Genomic DNA, 16,903 nt, shown 5'->3' on the forward strand with positions numbered 1-16,903 from the left:
GACCTCTTCAACGAGCTTCGTGCCCGGGGGATACGATCCGCCCCTCGACGACGGTCGAACGCGTCAGTGGCGGCCATGTGAGGCACCCACCCCTGAACCTTCGGCCATGACGGGACAACTACCTCGTCCGTGCGGCTTCCTGCCGCGGCGCGAGGTCCGCGAGTACTCCCCGAACGGCCGTTCCGTCAGGCCAGACCCACCCGGCGACGAGGCGCCCGTACGACTTCGGTGTGACCTCCTCCGGCCGCAGGACGCGATTGACCTGAACATCGAGGGTGTCGTCAGGGCCACCACCGTGCACGGTGACGGTCGGGTCAGGGGTGTCGCTCCTGCGCTGCTGCTGCGGCACCGTCTCGCCGCGCATGAGCGCGCGCAACTGGGCCATGACCACCGGGTCGTGGACGCCGTCGTAGATCCACCGGGTGCCGAGCACCCCGTGCTCGGAGGTCCCGATCAAGGCCGCCTCGGGGACACCTTCCAGCACCGCGCCGCGGTAGCCCATCGGCACCAGATACGCCACCGGCTCTTGGGCGGCGGCGGCCACCACGACCATGAACTCGATCCCGACCGAGCCCTCGGGATCGTCCAGCCGGAACCCGCCGGACCTGACCAGCTCCGGCGCCTCCGCGCCACCCACGTACCAACTCTGCTTCGGCAGCCAGCCGGTGAGCAGTTCCAGTTTGGTGGGCGTCATGGTGGTGTGGTGGATGGTGGCCATGCGAGCTCCCTCACGCGTAGGTCCGGCCCGTCCCGCGACGGGATGTGATCGAACCTATAGGAAGCCGCCGCGCTTCCCGAGCGACAACAACTGGCCTACTGGGCCCGCCTGTTGTCCCGCCGAGCAGCACGAGGCCGCCGGCAGCCACGATCACGGGCCCTGTGGCGTCGAAGGGTATCGGCGGTCGAGGACGAGTTTCACGGCAGCCGCTCGACCAGCCGGTCGACGAGCGGGGTCGGGTGTGACAGCGCGGCCAGATGCCCACCGGGAATGGTCTCGGCCTCGATCCCGAGTCGGTCGTGGGCCACTCGGCGCTGGAAGTCCGCAGGGAAGAACCGGTCCTCGGCCCCGGCGAGCACACGCGTGGGCACGTCGGGCCATCGTTCGATGTCGCAGGGCTGGCCGAAGGCGATGTCGGCCTCGGGCCGCTCGTGATCCGCACCTCCGGCCGCGACGGCCGCCGGTACGTCGTGCAGGAAGTAGGTGTCCAGGTCGAATTCGGCGCCGTATCCGCCCGCTTCGGCCGCGGCGAGGCGGGCCGGCTCCGATCCGGTGTTGCCCCACCACTGTCCGGGCGTCTCGCCCGGCAGCGGCACCATCGCATTGACGAGCACCAGCAGTCCTACGGGAACCCGGGCGCAGACCATCGGCGCGGTGAAGCCGCCCATCGACTGGGCCACCAGCACGACGTCGTCGTGATCGCCGATCGCCGCGACCACGGCGTCCGTGTACTCGGGCAGCCCTGATGACTCGTCGGCGCCGGGCAGATCGACCGCGAGCGCCTCCTGCCCCCTGGCCTGCAACTCGGACACCACCCGATGCCAGTACCAGGCCGCACCCCCGGCCCCAGGAACCAAGACAAACACGCTCATCCTCGCCTCCGTCCGTTTCACCCTCACGACGTACAGACCGCCGACAGCGACGAAACTCATCGGTCGCGGTGACGACCTGGCACCGTCATCGGTCGGTACTCCAGTCGAACGGCAGGGCTTCGTCGACCACCGGCCCGTTTGCGTGTCACCGCTGCTCGGCGGCGCACGAGTCTGTCTGCCCCGGCCGTCTGCCGGTCCGACCGCCGTCCGCCAGTCGCCAGTCGCCGTCCGCCGTCCGTCAGCCGTCAGCCGTCAGCCGCCTGGCGGTCCGGCCGTCAGCCGTCAGTCGCCGTCCGCCAGCCGTCGGCCCGGATGGCGCGGTCCGTCCTGCGGCTGGACCGCTGTGCTCCTCACCGTTCAGTTGACCCCGGCTTTGGCCGTGCCGGCCGTGGGTGCGGCGGACAGGCCAACAGCGCGCCGAGCACGCATAGTTGGCTGTCGATCGAGTCGAGGGCGGCGAGGGCCGATCGATGCGGAGGTGTCGCTGCCCCAGTTGTTCGCACCTGTTCCGGCGGCCCCGCTTCCGTCGCGGTGGGCGGTGCCGCGCGGCGGCCGATCGCCCGGCGCAGGGTGAGTGCGTGCGCCGCGACGTGAGTACGCCGTCGGAGGACGAGCGGGTCGGTCGTGAGCGCGTCCGGTGCCTCTTCGACGGCGTCGGCGAGGTCGTCGACGGGATCACCGCAGCGCCGCAGCGCCGTCACGGACCGGAGCGCGAAGTGGTCCGGGTGCCGCCGAGCTGACAGTGCCCGGGGTGTGGGCACAGCGGCCAGGATCCGCATCGGAGCCGTTCCGACTCCCAACTGCTCGACGCGGTAGGCGAATCGAGCCTGCGCCAGGCGTACGGCCGGGCCGTCGCGCCAGTCGGCCTCCAGCAACTCGCCCAGCCCCGACAGCGCCGCCGCGGTGCGGGCCCGTATCACCGCCTCGGTGCGGACGGGCAGAATCAGCCAGGAGGCCGCCAGGCCGAGGACCGCACCGACCGCGATGCCCGCCAGCCGGGTGTGCAGGAGGTCTCCGGGGCTCTGCCCGAACCAGTCGTAGAGCAACGAGAGTACGGCGGTGACGCAGCCCGCCCAGTAGGCGTAGCTGAGTTCACGCAACCATGTGGCCGCGGCCAGCACGACGAAGATCACCACGACGGCGGTGTCCGACCGTGGTCCGAACTGTCCGGAGACAGCGGTGGCAGCCACCGTGCCGACGGCCGCGCCGAGCGTGCGCCAGGCCCCTTTGACCAGCACGTCGCCCCGGCCGCGCGCACCGCTGCACACCAGGAACGCCGTGAGCACCACCCATGCCCAGTGGTCCGGCCACAGATTCCGGCCGATCGCGAACGCGGCGGTCAACGCCGCCGCCATCTGCACGGCCATCCGGGTGCTTGCGGGCAGCCGGCGGCGCGGGGCGTGCGACGCCGTGGTCACCTTCGCGGAGGGCGGCCGCGGTACGAGACCGGTGAGCTGTGCCGTCCACGTCACCACGGTTCCCCAGACGACCGCGGCCAGGGCCGTCACCGCCGCCCAGGCCGTGTGCCCCTGCCCGCTCATCGGCACCGTCCCGGCGGGCACCACCAGGACCGCTGTCAGCGGCAGAACGACGAGCGTGCCGGCCCGGGTGGCGCGCGCTCCGAACCGGCGCACCCAGATCGTTCCCGCGACTCCCACGACGAACGCCGTGTCACCCGCAAGGGGGTGTTGCTGGATCAAGGTGCTCAGCTCCATGCCCGCCGCTGCCGCGCAGGGCAGCACGACGCAGGCCGACAGCCGATCGGCACGGTCGAAGAGCCGTTGCACGCGACCGAGCGCCGAGGCGATCACCACCGCTCGCACCACGCTGTCCACGCGCAGCCCCGCCTCGTGCTCGACGAGCAGCGCCCAGCCGTACGTGCCCAGCACGGTGGCCATGGTCACGGCCGTCGCACGCAGGTGCGTCCCTCTCGGATCGAAATGCAGCGCACGATGCGTCGACCTCGGAAAGCTACGCAAGACGTAGGACAAACGCCAAGGAAAACCCCTACAGAGAGCCATCTGGAGATTCACCCTCCAGTCATATCGTAAGTGATACCTTACCAATGTGATGGGAGAGCGAACAAAACACGAGGACGCGGAACGATCCGAGTCCGGGCGGCGGGACGGTCGGCCGTCCGCCGAGATCCGGCAGGGCGTCGTCCGGCTCGCCCGCAGATTGAGCGCGGAGCGCCCCGCCGACGGGCTCAGCCTCAACAAGAGCAGCGTCCTCGGCCACCTGCGGCGCAACGGACCCATGTCGGCCGGTGCGCTCGCCGCCGCCGACCATCAGCAGCCGCAGTCCCTGACGCGGGTGTTCGCCGACCTCGAACAGGAAGGCCTGATCAGCCGCACACGCGACACGCACGACGGACGGCAGCGCGTGGTGCAACTGACCGAAGCGGGCCGGGAGGCCCTCGCCCGTGACATGGCGCAGCGCGACGCATGGCTGGACATCGCTCTCGTCGACCTCACCGAGACGGAGCGTCAGGTCCTGCTGCTCGCCGCCCGCCTGATGAACCGCCTCGCCGACTCGTCGGCCACGGTGCCCGGCTCCACGAACCGACCCCACTGACGGAGGCTCCCGTGTCCTGGCCCGACCACGCCATCTGGTGGCACGTCCACCCCTTGAGTTTCCTTGGCGCGGAGCCGACAGCACTGCCCGCCGGTGCACCCGCGCGGCATCGCCTGCCGGTCCTCGTCGACTGGCTGGACCATCTGGTCGGGCTCGGCTGCAACGGCCTCGCCCTGGGGCCGGTCTTCGCGTCCGAGACCCACGGTTACGACACGACCGACCACTTCCGCATCGATCCCCGCCTGGGTACCGAGCAGGATCTGCGCGAACTGGTCGACCGTGCCGCGTCGCGCGGGGTCCGCGTCCTGCTCGACGGCGTCTTCAACCATGTCGGCAGATCCTTCACCCCCTTCGCCGATGTGGCGCGGCGCGGCACCGCCTCTCCGTACGCGGACTGGTTCGTCCCCGAGGGCGACGACTTCCGCGTCTTCGAGGGGCACCGTCATCTCGTCGCCCTGAACCACGGGTCTCCCGCGGTCGCCGAGCATGTCGTCGAGGTCCTGGACCACTGGCTGGAACGGGGCATCGCAGGCTGGCGGCTGGACGCCGCCTACGCGGTTCCCCGTCCCTTCTGGCGCGCTGTCACCGACCGGGTCAGGTCCCGCCACCCCGGTGTGTGGTTCAGCGGTGAGGTGATCCATGGCGACTACGCGGCGTACGTGATCGAGGGCGGACTGGACACCGTGACGCAGTACGAGCTGTGGAAGGCGGTCTGGAGCTCGCTCAACGACAGCAACCCGCACGAACTGGCCTGGGCGCTCGAACGCCACAACTCCATGATCGACACCTTTGCGCCACAGACGTTCGTCGGCAACCACGACGTCACTCGCGTCGCCAGCCGACTGGAGGAGCCCCGTCACCTGGCGCACGCGCTCACCGTGCTGTTCACCGTCGGGGGGACGCCGTCCGTCTACGCGGGAGACGAGCGTGGCCGGCAGGGCGTCAAGGAGGACCGCGCGGGCGGGGACGACGCCGTCCGCCCCGCGTTTCCCCTCTCCCCGTCGGATCTCGGCCCCGACGGGCTGGCCGTCCAGCGGCTTCATCAGACCCTGGTCGGCATACGTCGCCGCCACCCCTGGCTCGTACGTGCCCGGACCCGGATCCACTCCCTCGACAACACCGTCCTCAGCTACACCCTGGCCGCGCCCGACGCCGGCTCCACCCTCGCGGTCGCCCTCAACTTCGGCCCGGCTCCGGCCACAGCCGGTGTTCCGGCCGCGTCATGGGCACGAGTCGCGGGTGACGCCTCCGTCGATTCCGGCACGGGTTCCGTTTCGCTTCCACCGATGGGCTGGTTCATCGCCACGACATCGGGCAGCCGCAATTGACCATCGGCCGCCGTGCCCTCGATTCTCCGGACGTCGACCGGGACATGGACCAAGGATGGCGTACGCGGGCAGAGCCGTGGCGGGGAGTTCCGGTTGCCCGCGCTCCGGGGATCACCAGGCCTGTCCGTGAAGGGAGGGGCATGGCAGACTGCTCGGCGTCCAAGGGGTCGATGAGGCGTGAGACGTGAGCGCACCGCGGTCCGTTCCGACCGTTCCTCCCGTTCTTCGCGTTCCTCCCGTTCTTCGAGTGCCGGGTCGCGCGGTTCGGCCGCACCCGGAAGCCTCGGGCCTGTCACTCCCCTCCACCTGCCGATCCGGGTTTCGCGGACGTCGTCGGCACGGACACCCTCATCAGTGGCCGGCACGGCGTGAACCGCGAGAACTGCGAGAGCTGAGTGAACTGCGTGAACTGCGAGAACTGCGAGGAAGCCGCCCTGTACCGCGAGGTGTTCGACCGGATCCGTGCCCAAGCCGTGCCCGAACGACCTACCAGGAAGTCCCTGGGAGACGTCCGCAAGGAGGCAGAACGATGAAGCATGCCATGAACGCCGCCAACGAGCTGGGACCCCATGGGTGGCGCAAGCCCTGGAGCGCCGGCAGCAACGGCAGCTGCGTCGAAATGAAGAAGCTCGGCGGCGGCACCGTGGCGGTCAGGCAGTCGACGGACCCCGACGGTCCGGCCCTGATCTGTGCCTCCTCGGTCGTCGCCGAGTTCGTCGGCGCCGCCAAGGAAGGCCGCGCCGACTTCCTCATCACCTGACACTTGCCGCCCTGACGACGGTGTCCGGCCACAACCGAATCAACTCCTATGATCACGCCGTAGCGGCGGAGGGCTGAAGTGACAGACGCGGGAACAGGTGCCGGCCACATCAACACCGGCAAACCCCAGTCGGCGCGCATGTATGACTACTTCCTCGACGGCCAGGACAACTATCCCGCCGACTGGAAGGCTGCCGAACAGGTCATATCCTTCTTCCCCGCTGTCAAGGAAATGGCACGGACCAACCGGGACTTCATGCATCGTGCCGCCCGGCTGCTGGCACGGCGGGGCATCCGCCAGTTCCTCGACATCGGCACCGGGATTCCGACCGCGCCGAACCTCCACCAGATCGTGCAGGCCGTCACCCCCGCCGCCCGCGTGGCGTACGTCGACAACGACCCGATCGTCCTCAGGCACGCGGAAGCACTTCTGCACAGCACCCCGCAGGGACGTACCGCCTTCATCCAGGCCAACGTGCAGGAACCGGAGAAGATCCTGGCCGAGGCCAGAGACACCTTCGACTTCGATCAGCCGATCGCACTGTCCATGGTGGCCTTGCTGCACTTGGTGGGGGACGAGGACAACCCCTACGGCCTCGTGGCGGAACTCCTCGACTCCCTGGCCCCGGGAAGCCACTTGGCGCTCTCCCACGCGACGGGGGACTTCCACCCTCAAGCCTGGGCGCGAGTCGTCGAGGTCTACCGCAAGGGGGGAACAACGGCGCAAGTCCGGTCGCGCAGTGAATTCGCCAGGTTCTTCACGGGACTTGAGCTCCTCGACCCCGGCATCGAACTCGCCGCGCGCTGGCACCCCGAGGGAGAGCATCAGCACACCGAAGGTGAACAGATCCCCCTGTACGTGGGCGTCGCACGGAAGCCGTAGAGGGCGCGTCACGGTGGTGTTGCTCGACGCCTCGACGCCTCGACGGTCAAGGCATCAAGGCATCAAGGGCGTGCGGCGTGGCGATACCTTGCGATGGCTGATCCGCCAGCCGTCAGCAGTGAGTACGACAGTGTCCTGGTAGGCGACGGAACCGCACGAGCCGTCCGCCTTGATGCCCAAGCCCTTGGACCGGACCTGTACCCGGCCGTCAGCTGATGTCGTGACGACGACGTTGGTGACGTGATGCGCGACGGGGTTGGCGGAGCCCAGCGCCGATGCCGCGTCGCGGATGGCGGCCACCCCGAACAGTGGCTCCTGCCCGAAGTCGGTGAGGTCGTAGACGACATCCGAAGTGAACAACTCGTCGAACCGGTCGAGGCGGCCGTCGTCGACAACGTGGCCGTGCAGGGAGAGCAGTTCGGTGATGGCCAAGCGATCTTCAAGAGTGAGTGACACACGCGTCCTCTCCTGCCCGGCGCCGAGGCCGAGCCGAGCCCCATCCTGCCATTCACACGGCCCACAACAGGCGCCGGGAGTGACCAGCCGGTGGCTGGCCGACGGACGGTGCGGGTAAAGTGGACGCTTGGTATTCGGTTACCGAGGACCCATGAAGGCAGGACCGACAAGACCGATGCGGGAGCGAGCGAGCGTGCTCAGCGAGCCAGAGCCGGAGGCCCCGGTGGTCAGCCGATCCGCCCAGGCCGCCGCGACGCGGCGGCAGATCGTCGAGACGGCTCAGCGACTGTTCGCCGGCCGTGGCTACCAGGCGACCTCGTTGCAGGCCATCGCGAACGAAATGGGCCTCACCAAGGCCGCGGTCTATTACCACTTCCGAACCAAGGCGCAGATCCTCCAGGCCTCACTCGATCCGGCGGTGGAGGAAATGACCGTACTTCTGGACGAGTTGGCGGGCATGGCGTCACGCCAGGAGAAGCTGGACGCGTACGCGGTCGGCTGGGTCGACTTCCTGGTGCGCAACCGTGAACTCGGAACGATGCTCCTGCACGACCCCGAGATTCGGGCCGCCAGCGTCTACGCCGAGAACGACGGGCGAAGGCGCCGAGTGCTGCGGGTGCTGTTCGGCACCTCGCCCACGCCCGCGGAACGCATGGCCTATGTGATGTGCGTGTGGATGCTGGAAGGGCTCGGCGAGCTGTCCGACCTCTCGGACGACGACCTGAGGGCCACTCTTCTCCTGACCGTCCGCGGTCTCCTCGCCGCTCCGGGCGCCGCGGGGGCCCACGAGGCGTGAGCCGGCAAGTGTGCTGGCCGGTGACGCGGGCGTGAGCCGACGACGGTGATGGCCGGTGACCGGTGACGGCTGCGGCAGAGGTAGGGGCTTCGGGCCCACTCCACCGCTGGGCACCCTCTGCGGTCGTCGGGGCCTGCTCCTCCTCGGTGTGGCGCATATTTCACTAGCCATCGGCTGGCGAGTGGCTTTTCGTTGGTAAAGTAATGGCCGGACGCGTGAGATCGAGAAGCGGAGGGTGATGGTGGTCGTACTGGACACAGGGCCGTCATCAGCGGCGAAGTGATGATCCGGGGTGGGTGGCAGACGTCCGAGCCGCGCCGCCCCCACCCCCTGTGCGCGGACAACACCCCCGAGCAGTCTCCTGGAGCCCTGACCACGATGACGACGATCGCCACGACCCCTGCCGCGACGCCCGAGCCCGAGCAGCCGCACCCGGTCTGGCGCGTACTCACCGAGCGCGCGCGGGTCGGCAGCCGCCCCGGCGCTCGTACCGACGGGCACCGCGTCGCCCTGGCCATCGAGGGAGGCGGGATGCGCGGCATCATCGCCGGCGGGATGGCCCTGGCGCTCCACGAACTCGGCCTGACCAACAGCTTCGACGCCGTCTACGGCGCCTCCGCCGGTGCGGCCTCCGGCGCGTGGCTGCTGAGTACGAGCCCGCAGTCGCTGCGCTTCTGGGCGGTTCCCAAGTACGCCAGAACACTGATCCGGCGCTCGAACCCGCTGCGCGGGCGGCCGCTCGTGGACCTCCAGGCCTTCTACGAGGTGCTCTACCGCTACGGCGACCAGGACTGCGCACCGATGGACTTCGCCTCGATCCTCGCCAGCGACGTCGAGTACCATCCGCTGGCCACGGACGCCGAGACCGGGGAATCCACCGACCTGCGGCCCTTCATAGGCGACGCCGCGGAGCTGCGCCTCGCGCTGCGGGCCAGTGCCGCCCTGCCGCTCCTGGCGGGCGACCCGGTGACGCTGCGCGGGCGCCGGTTCTACGACGCGGGCGTCTCCGAATCCGTGCCGTACCGGACCGCGCTGGCTCAGGGCGCGACCCATGTCATGGTGCTGCGGTCGCGGCGCGCGATCGACGTCGCGCGCCCGTCGCGCTCCGCGCCGCTCATCGCCAGGACGGTGCTGCGCCGTGAACCCGTGGCCTTGCGCCAGGTGTTCCTCGACCGCGAAGTACGCCTGGCCGAAGACGACGCGTGTCTGACCGGCCACTCGGCCATCGTCTCGATCCGCCCCGCCTCCGACTCACCGCCGGTCGGCCGTCTGGCTCGCGAGGGCGACCTCCTCGAAACCGCCCTGGAAGCCGGGCGAGCCGCCGTGCACGACGCCTATGGCCACCTGTTCGGCGCGCGAACGCCCAGCGGCCACTGACCGAAACGCGGGCCTCCGCCGGGCGGAGTGGTGGCGTAGAGCAAACCGCTTACATCCAGCCGGTGTTCGAGGGTGGCATGGAGGTTGAGGGCGTGACGCGGAGCGCGCAGGGTACCCACGGATCGACGCCGGGCCGCAGCGTGCGCAAACCGGTGGGGTCGACCCGCTGTGGTGCAAAGGTCTGACCGGGGCTGCGCGGAGCGCGCAGCCCCGTAGTCGCCGGTCGTTGAAAGCCGTCAGCGTTCGCCCAAGTCGATGAAGCGACTTGCCCATGACCGGAACCGATCGTCGTGCTCTTTGCGCGCAGTCCAGAGCGCGTCCAGATCCTCCGGTGGCCCGAGCCCGAACTTCTGGTCCAGCCAGATGAGGTACTCACGGTGGCCCTCGCTGTACTCCTCGGCGTCCGACGGGTCAAGAAGCCAGTTGTCACCCCTCCGCCACAGGCTCACTGTCGACGGCGAGAAGCCGGAACAGCTCCGTAAGGCTTCGCGCGACCACGCGGAGGTCCCCTTCATCGCCGACGAGGACGACGGGCAATGCGGCGAGGTCGGCCCGATCGTCGCAACGCCACAAGGCGTAGTGGGAGCCGGTGTGGCCGGCCTGCGCGAAGGGGATGAACCGGCTGAGGAACTCGGGATGTTCCGACCAGGTGTCGAGAGCGGCGTCCCCACCGTATTCACACAGCTCGAAGCCCGCTGAGTAGTGGACCGGACCGATCCGGTCCTCGAACTCCTTGAGCAGGTTCAGTTCCGGGACGGGCGAGTACGCCTCGCGCATGCGGCCTCCATGCCTGATGGGTCACCCGCCGCATTGGCGGACGTCTCGCACGGTCGGCGATGCTATCGGCACGCGCCGACAGCCGAGTGCGCCGACAGTGACCGCGCGCTCGTGGCTGCGGCGACCACGATCATGGCCACGACCACACCACGGCCACTGCCGTCGGTGTCGGTGTCGGCGCCGGTGCCGATGGGGCGTCACCGAGCCAAGGCTCCCGCTCGGGGTCCATGTGCCGTCCGCCGAGCTTGTCGCACGGCGATCTGCGGTGCGACAGGAACGGTCGAGGCAGGGCGGCAGGGCAGGCGCGCTTGTCTGATATTATTGATCTTGAGCTGATCGGCGGAGGTCACGCCGGTTCGCGATGCGTTGGTGGTCCAAGGAAAGACGTCCCGCTTCCTGCGGGGAGATGCAGGTGCAAGGCCTGCCCAGCGCTCTGTGAAGACCCTGTCCCGTGATTCGCGGGGCGGGGTTCTTTGCTGTGCAGCCCCGGCAACAGGCTGAGGACTACGAGCAATTGGCCGAGTCCGGAGGTACGCGGAGCGGGATCCGGCGTGGCCGCTCTTTCGCATACTTATAGGCATGGCCATCTATGACACGCTCGGCACGACGTACGGCCGGACCCGGCAGCCGGACCCGCGGATCGCGGCGCAGATTCACGCCGCGCTCGGGGACGCCGCGGATGTGGTGAATGTAGGAGCGGGCACCGGTTCCTACGAGCCACCGCAGACGGTTCTCGCCGTCGAGCCCAGCCAGATCATGATCGCCCAACGTCCGCGCCGCTCCGCGCCCGCGGTGCGTGCCGTCGCCGAACATCTTCCGCTGCGCGACAACGCTGCCGACGCCGTCATGGCGCTGCTGACCGTCCATCACTGGACCGACCTGGCGGCCGGCATCGCCGAACTCCGCCGGGTCGCGCGCCGCCGCATCGTGATCCTGACCTGGGACCAGCAGATCCTCCGCGAGAAGTTCTGGCTCGTGCGCGAATACCTCCCCCAGGCCGCAGCCTTCGACGACAGCCGAGCCATCCCGATCGAACGGCTGGCCACACTGCTGGGCGGGGCTCACCAGGAGCCAGTCCATGTCCCGCACGACTGCACGGACGGGTTCGGCGCAGCGTACTGGCGCCGCCCGCACGCCTATCTCGATCCACAGGTGCGCGCCGGGATCTCCATGTTCGCCCAGGCCGGGGAGGACGCCCTCGCTCCCGGCCTGGCAACGCTGACCGACGACCTCGCGACCGGCCACTGGAACCATCGGCACGCTGATCTGCTCGCGTTCGACACGATCGACGTCGGCTATCGACTCTTGGTGACAGACGTTTGACCCGCGCCAGAAGCCGGGCGAGGAGTGGTGGGCCTACCGAGCGCGCGGTATGGGCCGCAAGTCGCATCTGACGCGCGCCGTCCGGGATATCTGGGGAGGCCGGTCGCCGCGCTCACGGCATCCCCTGTCCGTCCGGTCCGTCCCGCCGCTGCCTCGACCCGAGCGGTGTCAGACCTCCGTGCAATGCTGCGGCACATGTCTCTCGCTGATCTGACTCTTGACCAGTGGCGGTCGTTCGACCTGCCGGCTGCGCGTCGTGTCGCCCAGGAAGCCGCCGAGCTCGTGGGTGGTCGTGTGACCGCTGTCGAGACGGTCGAGCACCTGGGCGCCCCGCTGCATCGCGTCCAAGTCGAGCGGGGTGCCCAGGAATTCGCTCTGATACCGGGCGGTGCGGTGGCACTCGGATTCGACCTCGACTCCTGGCGGCCGACGCCGGAGCAGACCGCCGACTACGCGGAGAGCCTGGAGCAGGGTTTCGGGTTCGGTCCCGATCTGCGGTCCCACCTCGCGCAGATGCTCAGCCCCCGTCGAAGCGTCACCCTGGCCACGGTGTTGATGGCCGTGGAGGGCGAGAACCTGAGCGAGTCGCCCGCGGACATGCCGGCCGTGCTCGCGGCTCGCGGCTTGCGGATGCCCAGCTCCGACGAGTGGGAACACGCCTGCGGGGCCGGCGCGACCACCCTGTTCCGGTGGGGTGACGAGTGCCCCCTGGACCGCATCCCCTACGGGGACAGCTCTGGGCCGCAGAACCAGCTGAACGCCTTCGGCCTGCGCATCGCGTACGACACGTACAGCACGGAGCTGACGAGCGACGTCACCTCGGTCCACGGGGGCGACGGCGGCGAGTCGGTGTGCGGCGGCTACGGGCGCATGCTGTCGTGGCTGCCTCTGGCCACCGCCAACCGCAACCCTTACCTGGTCGAGTTCGTGTACGGCCCGGACGGCGCGGACCTCTGCGAGGATTTCACCACCCGCCCCGTGTTGACGCTCTGAGCGCGCGTCAGCCGTACGGGATGGGCGAACTCATGGACCATATGCACCAGGACATCAGCGAGGCCGCCCCGCACTCCTGACTCGGCAGTGCGCAGGGGCAGGCGGCCGTGCTGTCGATCTTGCAGATGGCAGGCCGGATCCGAGGGATGTCCGGACTCGATCCGGTGGCGTCCGGCCGTTCGAGCACCACGTCAGAGGCGCTCCGTGTGAAGATCCTCCAAAGCGTCGGGCCCGAGCCGGACGGTGCGGTGGCTGCGTGTTCCGCACCTTGACCCGGCCGGGGCAGTCGGCGCTGATGACTGTCCCTCGACCCGCGATGGTGGGACGAGGTTGGGGAGAAGGGCATCGGATGAGCGCACGTTTCGAGGAGATCGACTGGCGGCCGACGGCCATGGGCGACATCAGCCTGCGTCGTCGGCGCGATCCGCTGTCGGGCGAGGACGTGTACGAGGTGAAGCTCGGTGACGAGTACCTGATGTCGAGTCTCTTCACCACGGGCGAGGTCGAACTGGCCCGGCTCGGCCTGGCGGAGCTGTCCGAGGGCCCGCTCGACGTCGTCGTGGGCGGACTCGGTCTCGGGTACACGGCCAGGACGGCGCTGGACGATCCGCGAGTGCGCTCGCTCATCGTCGTCGACACCCTGGCCGAAGTGATCGACTGGCACCGGCGCGGGCTTGTGCCGCTGGGCACGGGACTGGCGTCGGACCCCCGATGCCGCCTCGTGCGCGGGGACTTCTTCGCGATGACGGCTGGGAGCGTGGCGGACAGACCGTCGTCCGCCGTCGGTGCGGGGGCGGATGCTTCGGAGCCGACGGGGGACAAGGCTGCCGACGGCGCTGGTGCGGCGCCGGGCGGTCTGGACCCCGAGAATCCTGGCCGCCGTTTCCACGCGATCCTGCTGGACGTCGACCATTCGCCGCGTCACGTGCTGCACCCCGACCATGCCGTGCTCTACACACGGGCCGGTCTGGAGGCTCTGGCCGAGCTGCTGTATCCCGGCGGCGTGTTCGCGCTGTGGTCGAACGACCCGCCGGACAAGGAGTTCAGCTCGGTGCTCGCGGAAGTCTTCGCGGAGACCGCCGCGCACGTGGTGGATTTCGACAACCCGCTTCAAGGGGGGACCGCGGCCAACACCGTCTACGTCGCCCGAAGGCGCGATGGCTGACAGCGCCAGGGCGGGATTGCGGCCACGCTGAACAGGACGGGGGGCCGGCCTTCGGCCGCGTCGGGCACGCCGAGCGGCGCTCCTGCCGCCGCCACGAGACCTTGAGTCATGGCCGTCCACGCGGACTCGCAGCGCGGCCGCGTCCCGGACTCGCCGGGCGAAGGCATCAGCTGCGCCCGCCCCACCGATACCGCGTGAGCCGTGTACCCAAGCCGCCGGATCACCGAACCGGGCGAACGGGACGACCGTGGCCGGCTCCCGTGGCCGCCTCAGACTCCACTTTCGTGGAGTGGCTGGAGGCGGGCCAGGTCGTCCTGCGAGAGCCGCAGCCCACCGGCGGCGACGTTCTCGATCAGGTGGTCGGGGTCGCGCGTGCCGGGGATGGCCAGCACATGTGGGCCACGGTGCAGTGTCCACGCCAGCCGGACCTGCGCGGGCGTCGCGCCGTGTGCGCGCGCGACGGCGAGCAGTTCGTCGTGGTGGGTGTCGCTTGCACTCGCCTCGCGCCGGTCGCCTGAGATCGCGAAGTACGGTACGAACGCGATGCCTTGCTCGCCGCAGCTGTCCAGCAAGCCGTTGTCATCCGCGAGTCGGTGGTCGAGTCCGTACCGGTTCTGCACGCAGACCACCGGCGCGATGGCCTGGGCTTCGGCTAGGTGCTCGGGCTTGACGTCGGAGATGCCCAGATGGCGGATGAGGCCGGCGTCGCGCAACTCGGCCAGGGCGCCGAAGTGTTCGGCGATGGAGTCCTGGTTCATCCTGCGGAGGTTGACGACATCGAGATGGTCGCGGCCGAGTTGGCGGAGGTTCTCCTCGACCTGCCCGCGCAGTTGCGCGGGCGTCGCCGGGGCCAGCCACTCACCCGATGGGCTCCGTCCCGGTCCGACCTTGGTGACGATCACCAGGTCATCGGGGTACGGGGCGAGCGCCCGGTTGATCAGCTCGTTGGCGGAGCGTAACGGGGAGAAGTAGAACGCGGCGGTGTCCATGTGGTTCACGCCGAGCTCGACCGCGCGGCGCAGCACCCTGACCGCGAGGTCGCGGTCGGTCGGGGCGCCATCGGCGCTATCGCCCATACCGTTCCCCGTCAGGCGCATCGTGCCGAAGCCGAGACGATCGACTTCCCGGTCACCGAGCTTCCAGGTGCCCGCGGCCGACGCGGTGGTCGTCTCCGAGATCAAGATTGAGGCCTTCCCTGCGATTTTTGAGCGTTCGTAAGGGTGTTGTGATCCTCGGCATGGGCGGGCGACGCTGACCGTCACCGACAAGGGCTACCGCAGTTCGCCGCCTCCGCCGACCTCGGAGTATGGGGTCGTCGGCACGACGAAATGAAGACATGGGCCGAGGGGGAAGAGTCACACGCAGTACTGGAACGCGTCGGCGTCGTGCCGCGTTGGAAGATATGTGAACGCCGTCGGCCTGAGCCTGCGGCCCCGGCCACGGCGCTCCGCCCGCCACCGCGCGACGGGGCCGCCCCGCGCGGAGGAGCGCCGTCGACGTGTCGGTGTGAGTCGACGACCGCTCGCGTCCGTCGACCGAGATGACGGACTCGCCGGTGCGGCAGGGCAGGCCCGCCGATCCGCGGTGAGGAGAACGCCGAACTGCGCCGCGTGATGCTGGAGTACTACGGCTACGACCGTTACCTGGACGAGTCGGGGGCGGTTCCCGTCCACCGTGACGAGACGGGAGTGCTGTGGCGGGTCGAACTGATCGGGGACGAGGACGTGGTGATGGTGGAGGTCGTCAATTCCACACCGGAGCCCGACGGCACGAGCCGTACGTACTGGCTGCGCGTCCCGCCGACGACCCGTACGGCCCGTGAGGGAGTGGCGTGGACGTTCGGGCCCCGTGGCTGAGACGTACGAGCCGTCTCGGCAGACGTGAGGACGACCGACGGCCTCCCACGATCCTGTCGTGGGGAGAAGTCCCTGCGCATCCACGGCACGTATGTCCGGGACCAGGTCACCGGCCGCCGGGTGGGGGAGTCTGTCCTCGGACCCGGTTTCGTGGTCGCCGCGACGTGCGCGTCGCGGCGCGCAACCGGCCGTTCGGCGATGCCGGTCGCTGTCCACGGCTCAGGGGCGCTGCCCCCAGGCCATCATGAGGCCGGGCCCGAGCTCGGCGAGCCGGGGTGAGTCCAGGTAGGCGAGTGCGTCGTCGATCGTGGCGGAGTCCACACGTCCGGATTCCTCCAGGGCGGGCCGCATCCGGATCCACGTCTCGGACCAGAATCGAGCCAGCGGACCACCCGCGACCAGTGGCGGGCAGAAGAGCTCGCCGGCGACGTTCTGGAGGCCTTCCTCTCTCAGGAAGTGCGGATATGCCGGGACGCCCGACGTGTCGGTGCCGATGGTCGACCGCAGTGCCTGCCACATGGCGTCCATGGTCCGCCGGTAGGACGACGAGGTGTCCAGGGCGTTCGGCACCTCCACGGCATCGCCGAGCACCAGCCAGCCGCCCGGGTTCAGCCAGCGCGCGAGACGCGAGACGAGCCGACGACGTTCGGGCAGGTGCATGAGAACGAACCTGGCATGAATCAGGTCGAAGGCGCCCAGGTCCAGGCTCTCGTCCCTCAGATCGGCGGTGACCACCCGCACCCGCGGCCCCGCGAGGTCGTCCAGGCCGCCGGTGTCCCGGTCCAGTGCGACCACCTCGGCGGCGCCCGCCTCCTCCAGCAGCCAGCGGACCACGGTCCCGGTTCCGGCCCCCACTTCCAGGCAGCGGTTGCCCGGCCCTGCGGACAGAGCGCGCAGACGACCTGTGGTGACAGGGTCGTAGACCAGCGCCGCCGCGTCGATGCGCTCGGCTTCCTGCGGGTGCTCCGGCTCGAACAGGTCCTGTCCGTAGTGGCCGCCGGAGGCTGGAGATCCGGTCATGATCGG

General features: G+C 69.7%; 16 protein-coding genes and 1 pseudogene. 10 read left to right on the forward strand and 7 right to left on the reverse strand.

Annotated elements, in window-relative coordinates:
- Nucleotides 1-118 precede the first annotated feature (118 nt).
- The 3 genes from ACFYW8_RS02400 to ACFYW8_RS02410 all read right to left on the reverse strand — a co-directional run bounded on the left by ACFYW8_RS02400 (nt 119) and on the right by ACFYW8_RS02410 (nt 3,488).
- Entirely contained in the window at nt 119-718 is a 600-nt protein-coding gene (locus tag ACFYW8_RS02400; RefSeq protein WP_365877352.1) for a 1,4-alpha-glucan branching protein, read from the reverse strand.
- 197 nt (nt 719-915) lie between these two features.
- Entirely contained in the window at nt 916-1,590 is a 675-nt protein-coding gene (locus ACFYW8_RS02405) for an alpha/beta fold hydrolase (protein WP_389066345.1), read from the reverse strand.
- Nucleotides 1,591-1,940: 350 nt separating this feature from the next.
- Entirely contained in the window at nt 1,941-3,488 is a 1,548-nt protein-coding gene (locus ACFYW8_RS02410) for an FUSC family protein (protein WP_389066349.1), read from the reverse strand.
- 172 nt (nt 3,489-3,660) lie between these two features.
- On the opposite strand from ACFYW8_RS02410, the gene ACFYW8_RS02415 reads away from it, so the two are divergent.
- The 4 genes from ACFYW8_RS02415 (at nt 3,661) to ACFYW8_RS02430 (ending at nt 7,134) form a co-directional block, all read left to right on the forward strand.
- Nucleotides 3,661-4,164, forward strand: a complete 504-nt coding sequence (locus tag ACFYW8_RS02415; protein WP_365877346.1) for a MarR family transcriptional regulator — start codon at nt 3,661-3,663, stop codon at nt 4,162-4,164.
- A gap of 11 nt (nt 4,165-4,175) precedes the next feature.
- The gene (locus ACFYW8_RS02420) at nt 4,176-5,492 is read left to right on the forward strand and encodes an alpha-amylase family glycosyl hydrolase (RefSeq protein ID WP_389066353.1); all 1,317 of its coding nucleotides are present in this window, start codon (nt 4,176-4,178) and stop codon (nt 5,490-5,492) included.
- A 529-nt stretch (nt 5,493-6,021) separates the two neighbouring features.
- Entirely contained in the window at nt 6,022-6,252 is a 231-nt protein-coding gene (locus tag ACFYW8_RS02425) for a DUF397 domain-containing protein (RefSeq protein ID WP_365877342.1), read from the forward strand.
- 78 nt (nt 6,253-6,330) lie between these two features.
- A complete protein-coding gene (locus tag ACFYW8_RS02430) occupies nt 6,331-7,134 on the forward strand; it encodes an SAM-dependent methyltransferase (protein WP_365877340.1) in 804 nt (267 codons plus the stop codon).
- A gap of 54 nt (nt 7,135-7,188) precedes the next feature.
- On the opposite strand, the gene ACFYW8_RS02435 is transcribed toward ACFYW8_RS02430, so the two are convergent.
- Nucleotides 7,189-7,590: a nuclear transport factor 2 family protein gene (locus tag ACFYW8_RS02435; protein WP_389066361.1), complete on the reverse strand. Its 402-nt coding sequence runs from the start codon at nt 7,588-7,590 to the stop codon at nt 7,189-7,191.
- Nucleotides 7,591-7,783: 193 nt separating this feature from the next.
- Here ACFYW8_RS02435 and ACFYW8_RS02440 point away from each other — a divergent pair, with 193 nt between their 5' ends.
- Both ACFYW8_RS02440 and ACFYW8_RS02445 read left to right on the forward strand, forming a co-directional pair.
- A complete protein-coding gene (locus ACFYW8_RS02440) occupies nt 7,784-8,386 on the forward strand; it encodes a helix-turn-helix domain-containing protein (protein WP_365877336.1) in 603 nt (200 codons plus the stop codon).
- A gap of 282 nt (nt 8,387-8,668) precedes the next feature.
- Entirely contained in the window at nt 8,669-9,763 is a 1,095-nt protein-coding gene (locus tag ACFYW8_RS02445) for a patatin-like phospholipase family protein (RefSeq protein WP_389066367.1), read from the forward strand.
- A gap of 426 nt (nt 9,764-10,189) precedes the next feature.
- Here ACFYW8_RS02445 and ACFYW8_RS02450 read toward each other — a convergent pair whose 3' ends face one another.
- Nucleotides 10,190-10,540 (reverse strand): hypothetical protein, encoded by a 351-nt coding sequence (locus ACFYW8_RS02450; RefSeq protein WP_389066370.1) that lies wholly within the window; start codon nt 10,538-10,540, stop codon nt 10,190-10,192.
- Nucleotides 10,541-11,119: 579 nt separating this feature from the next.
- Between ACFYW8_RS02450 and ACFYW8_RS02455 the strand changes: the two genes are divergently transcribed.
- The 3 genes from ACFYW8_RS02455 (at nt 11,120) to ACFYW8_RS02465 (ending at nt 14,021) form a co-directional block, all read left to right on the forward strand.
- Nucleotides 11,120-11,863: a methyltransferase domain-containing protein gene (locus ACFYW8_RS02455; protein WP_365877330.1), complete on the forward strand. Its 744-nt coding sequence runs from the start codon at nt 11,120-11,122 to the stop codon at nt 11,861-11,863.
- 195 nt (nt 11,864-12,058) lie between these two features.
- A complete protein-coding gene (locus tag ACFYW8_RS02460; RefSeq protein ID WP_389066377.1) occupies nt 12,059-12,856 on the forward strand; it encodes a hypothetical protein in 798 nt (265 codons plus the stop codon).
- A gap of 349 nt (nt 12,857-13,205) precedes the next feature.
- The gene (locus ACFYW8_RS02465; protein ID WP_389066381.1) at nt 13,206-14,021 is read left to right on the forward strand and encodes a spermidine synthase; all 816 of its coding nucleotides are present in this window, start codon (nt 13,206-13,208) and stop codon (nt 14,019-14,021) included.
- A 269-nt stretch (nt 14,022-14,290) separates the two neighbouring features.
- Here ACFYW8_RS02465 and ACFYW8_RS02470 read toward each other — a convergent pair whose 3' ends face one another.
- Complete coding sequence (locus tag ACFYW8_RS02470) at nt 14,291-15,202, reverse strand: oxidoreductase (RefSeq protein ID WP_389066385.1); 912 nt, start codon at nt 15,200-15,202, stop codon at nt 14,291-14,293.
- 396 nt (nt 15,203-15,598) lie between these two features.
- Here ACFYW8_RS02470 and ACFYW8_RS02475 point away from each other — a divergent pair.
- Nucleotides 15,599-15,905, forward strand: a pseudogene (locus ACFYW8_RS02475) (DUF6745 domain-containing protein); the annotation flags it as partial.
- Between the two features lie 191 nt (nt 15,906-16,096).
- Here ACFYW8_RS02475 and ACFYW8_RS02480 read toward each other — a convergent pair.
- Complete coding sequence (locus ACFYW8_RS02480) at nt 16,097-16,897, reverse strand: class I SAM-dependent methyltransferase (protein ID WP_365877322.1); 801 nt, start codon at nt 16,895-16,897, stop codon at nt 16,097-16,099.
- Nucleotides 16,898-16,903: the final 6 nt, after the last annotated feature.

The organism is Streptomyces sp. NPDC002742, from assembly GCF_042888885.1.
In the GTDB taxonomy this organism is placed as follows: Bacteria; Actinomycetota; Actinomycetes; order Streptomycetales; family Streptomycetaceae; genus Streptomyces.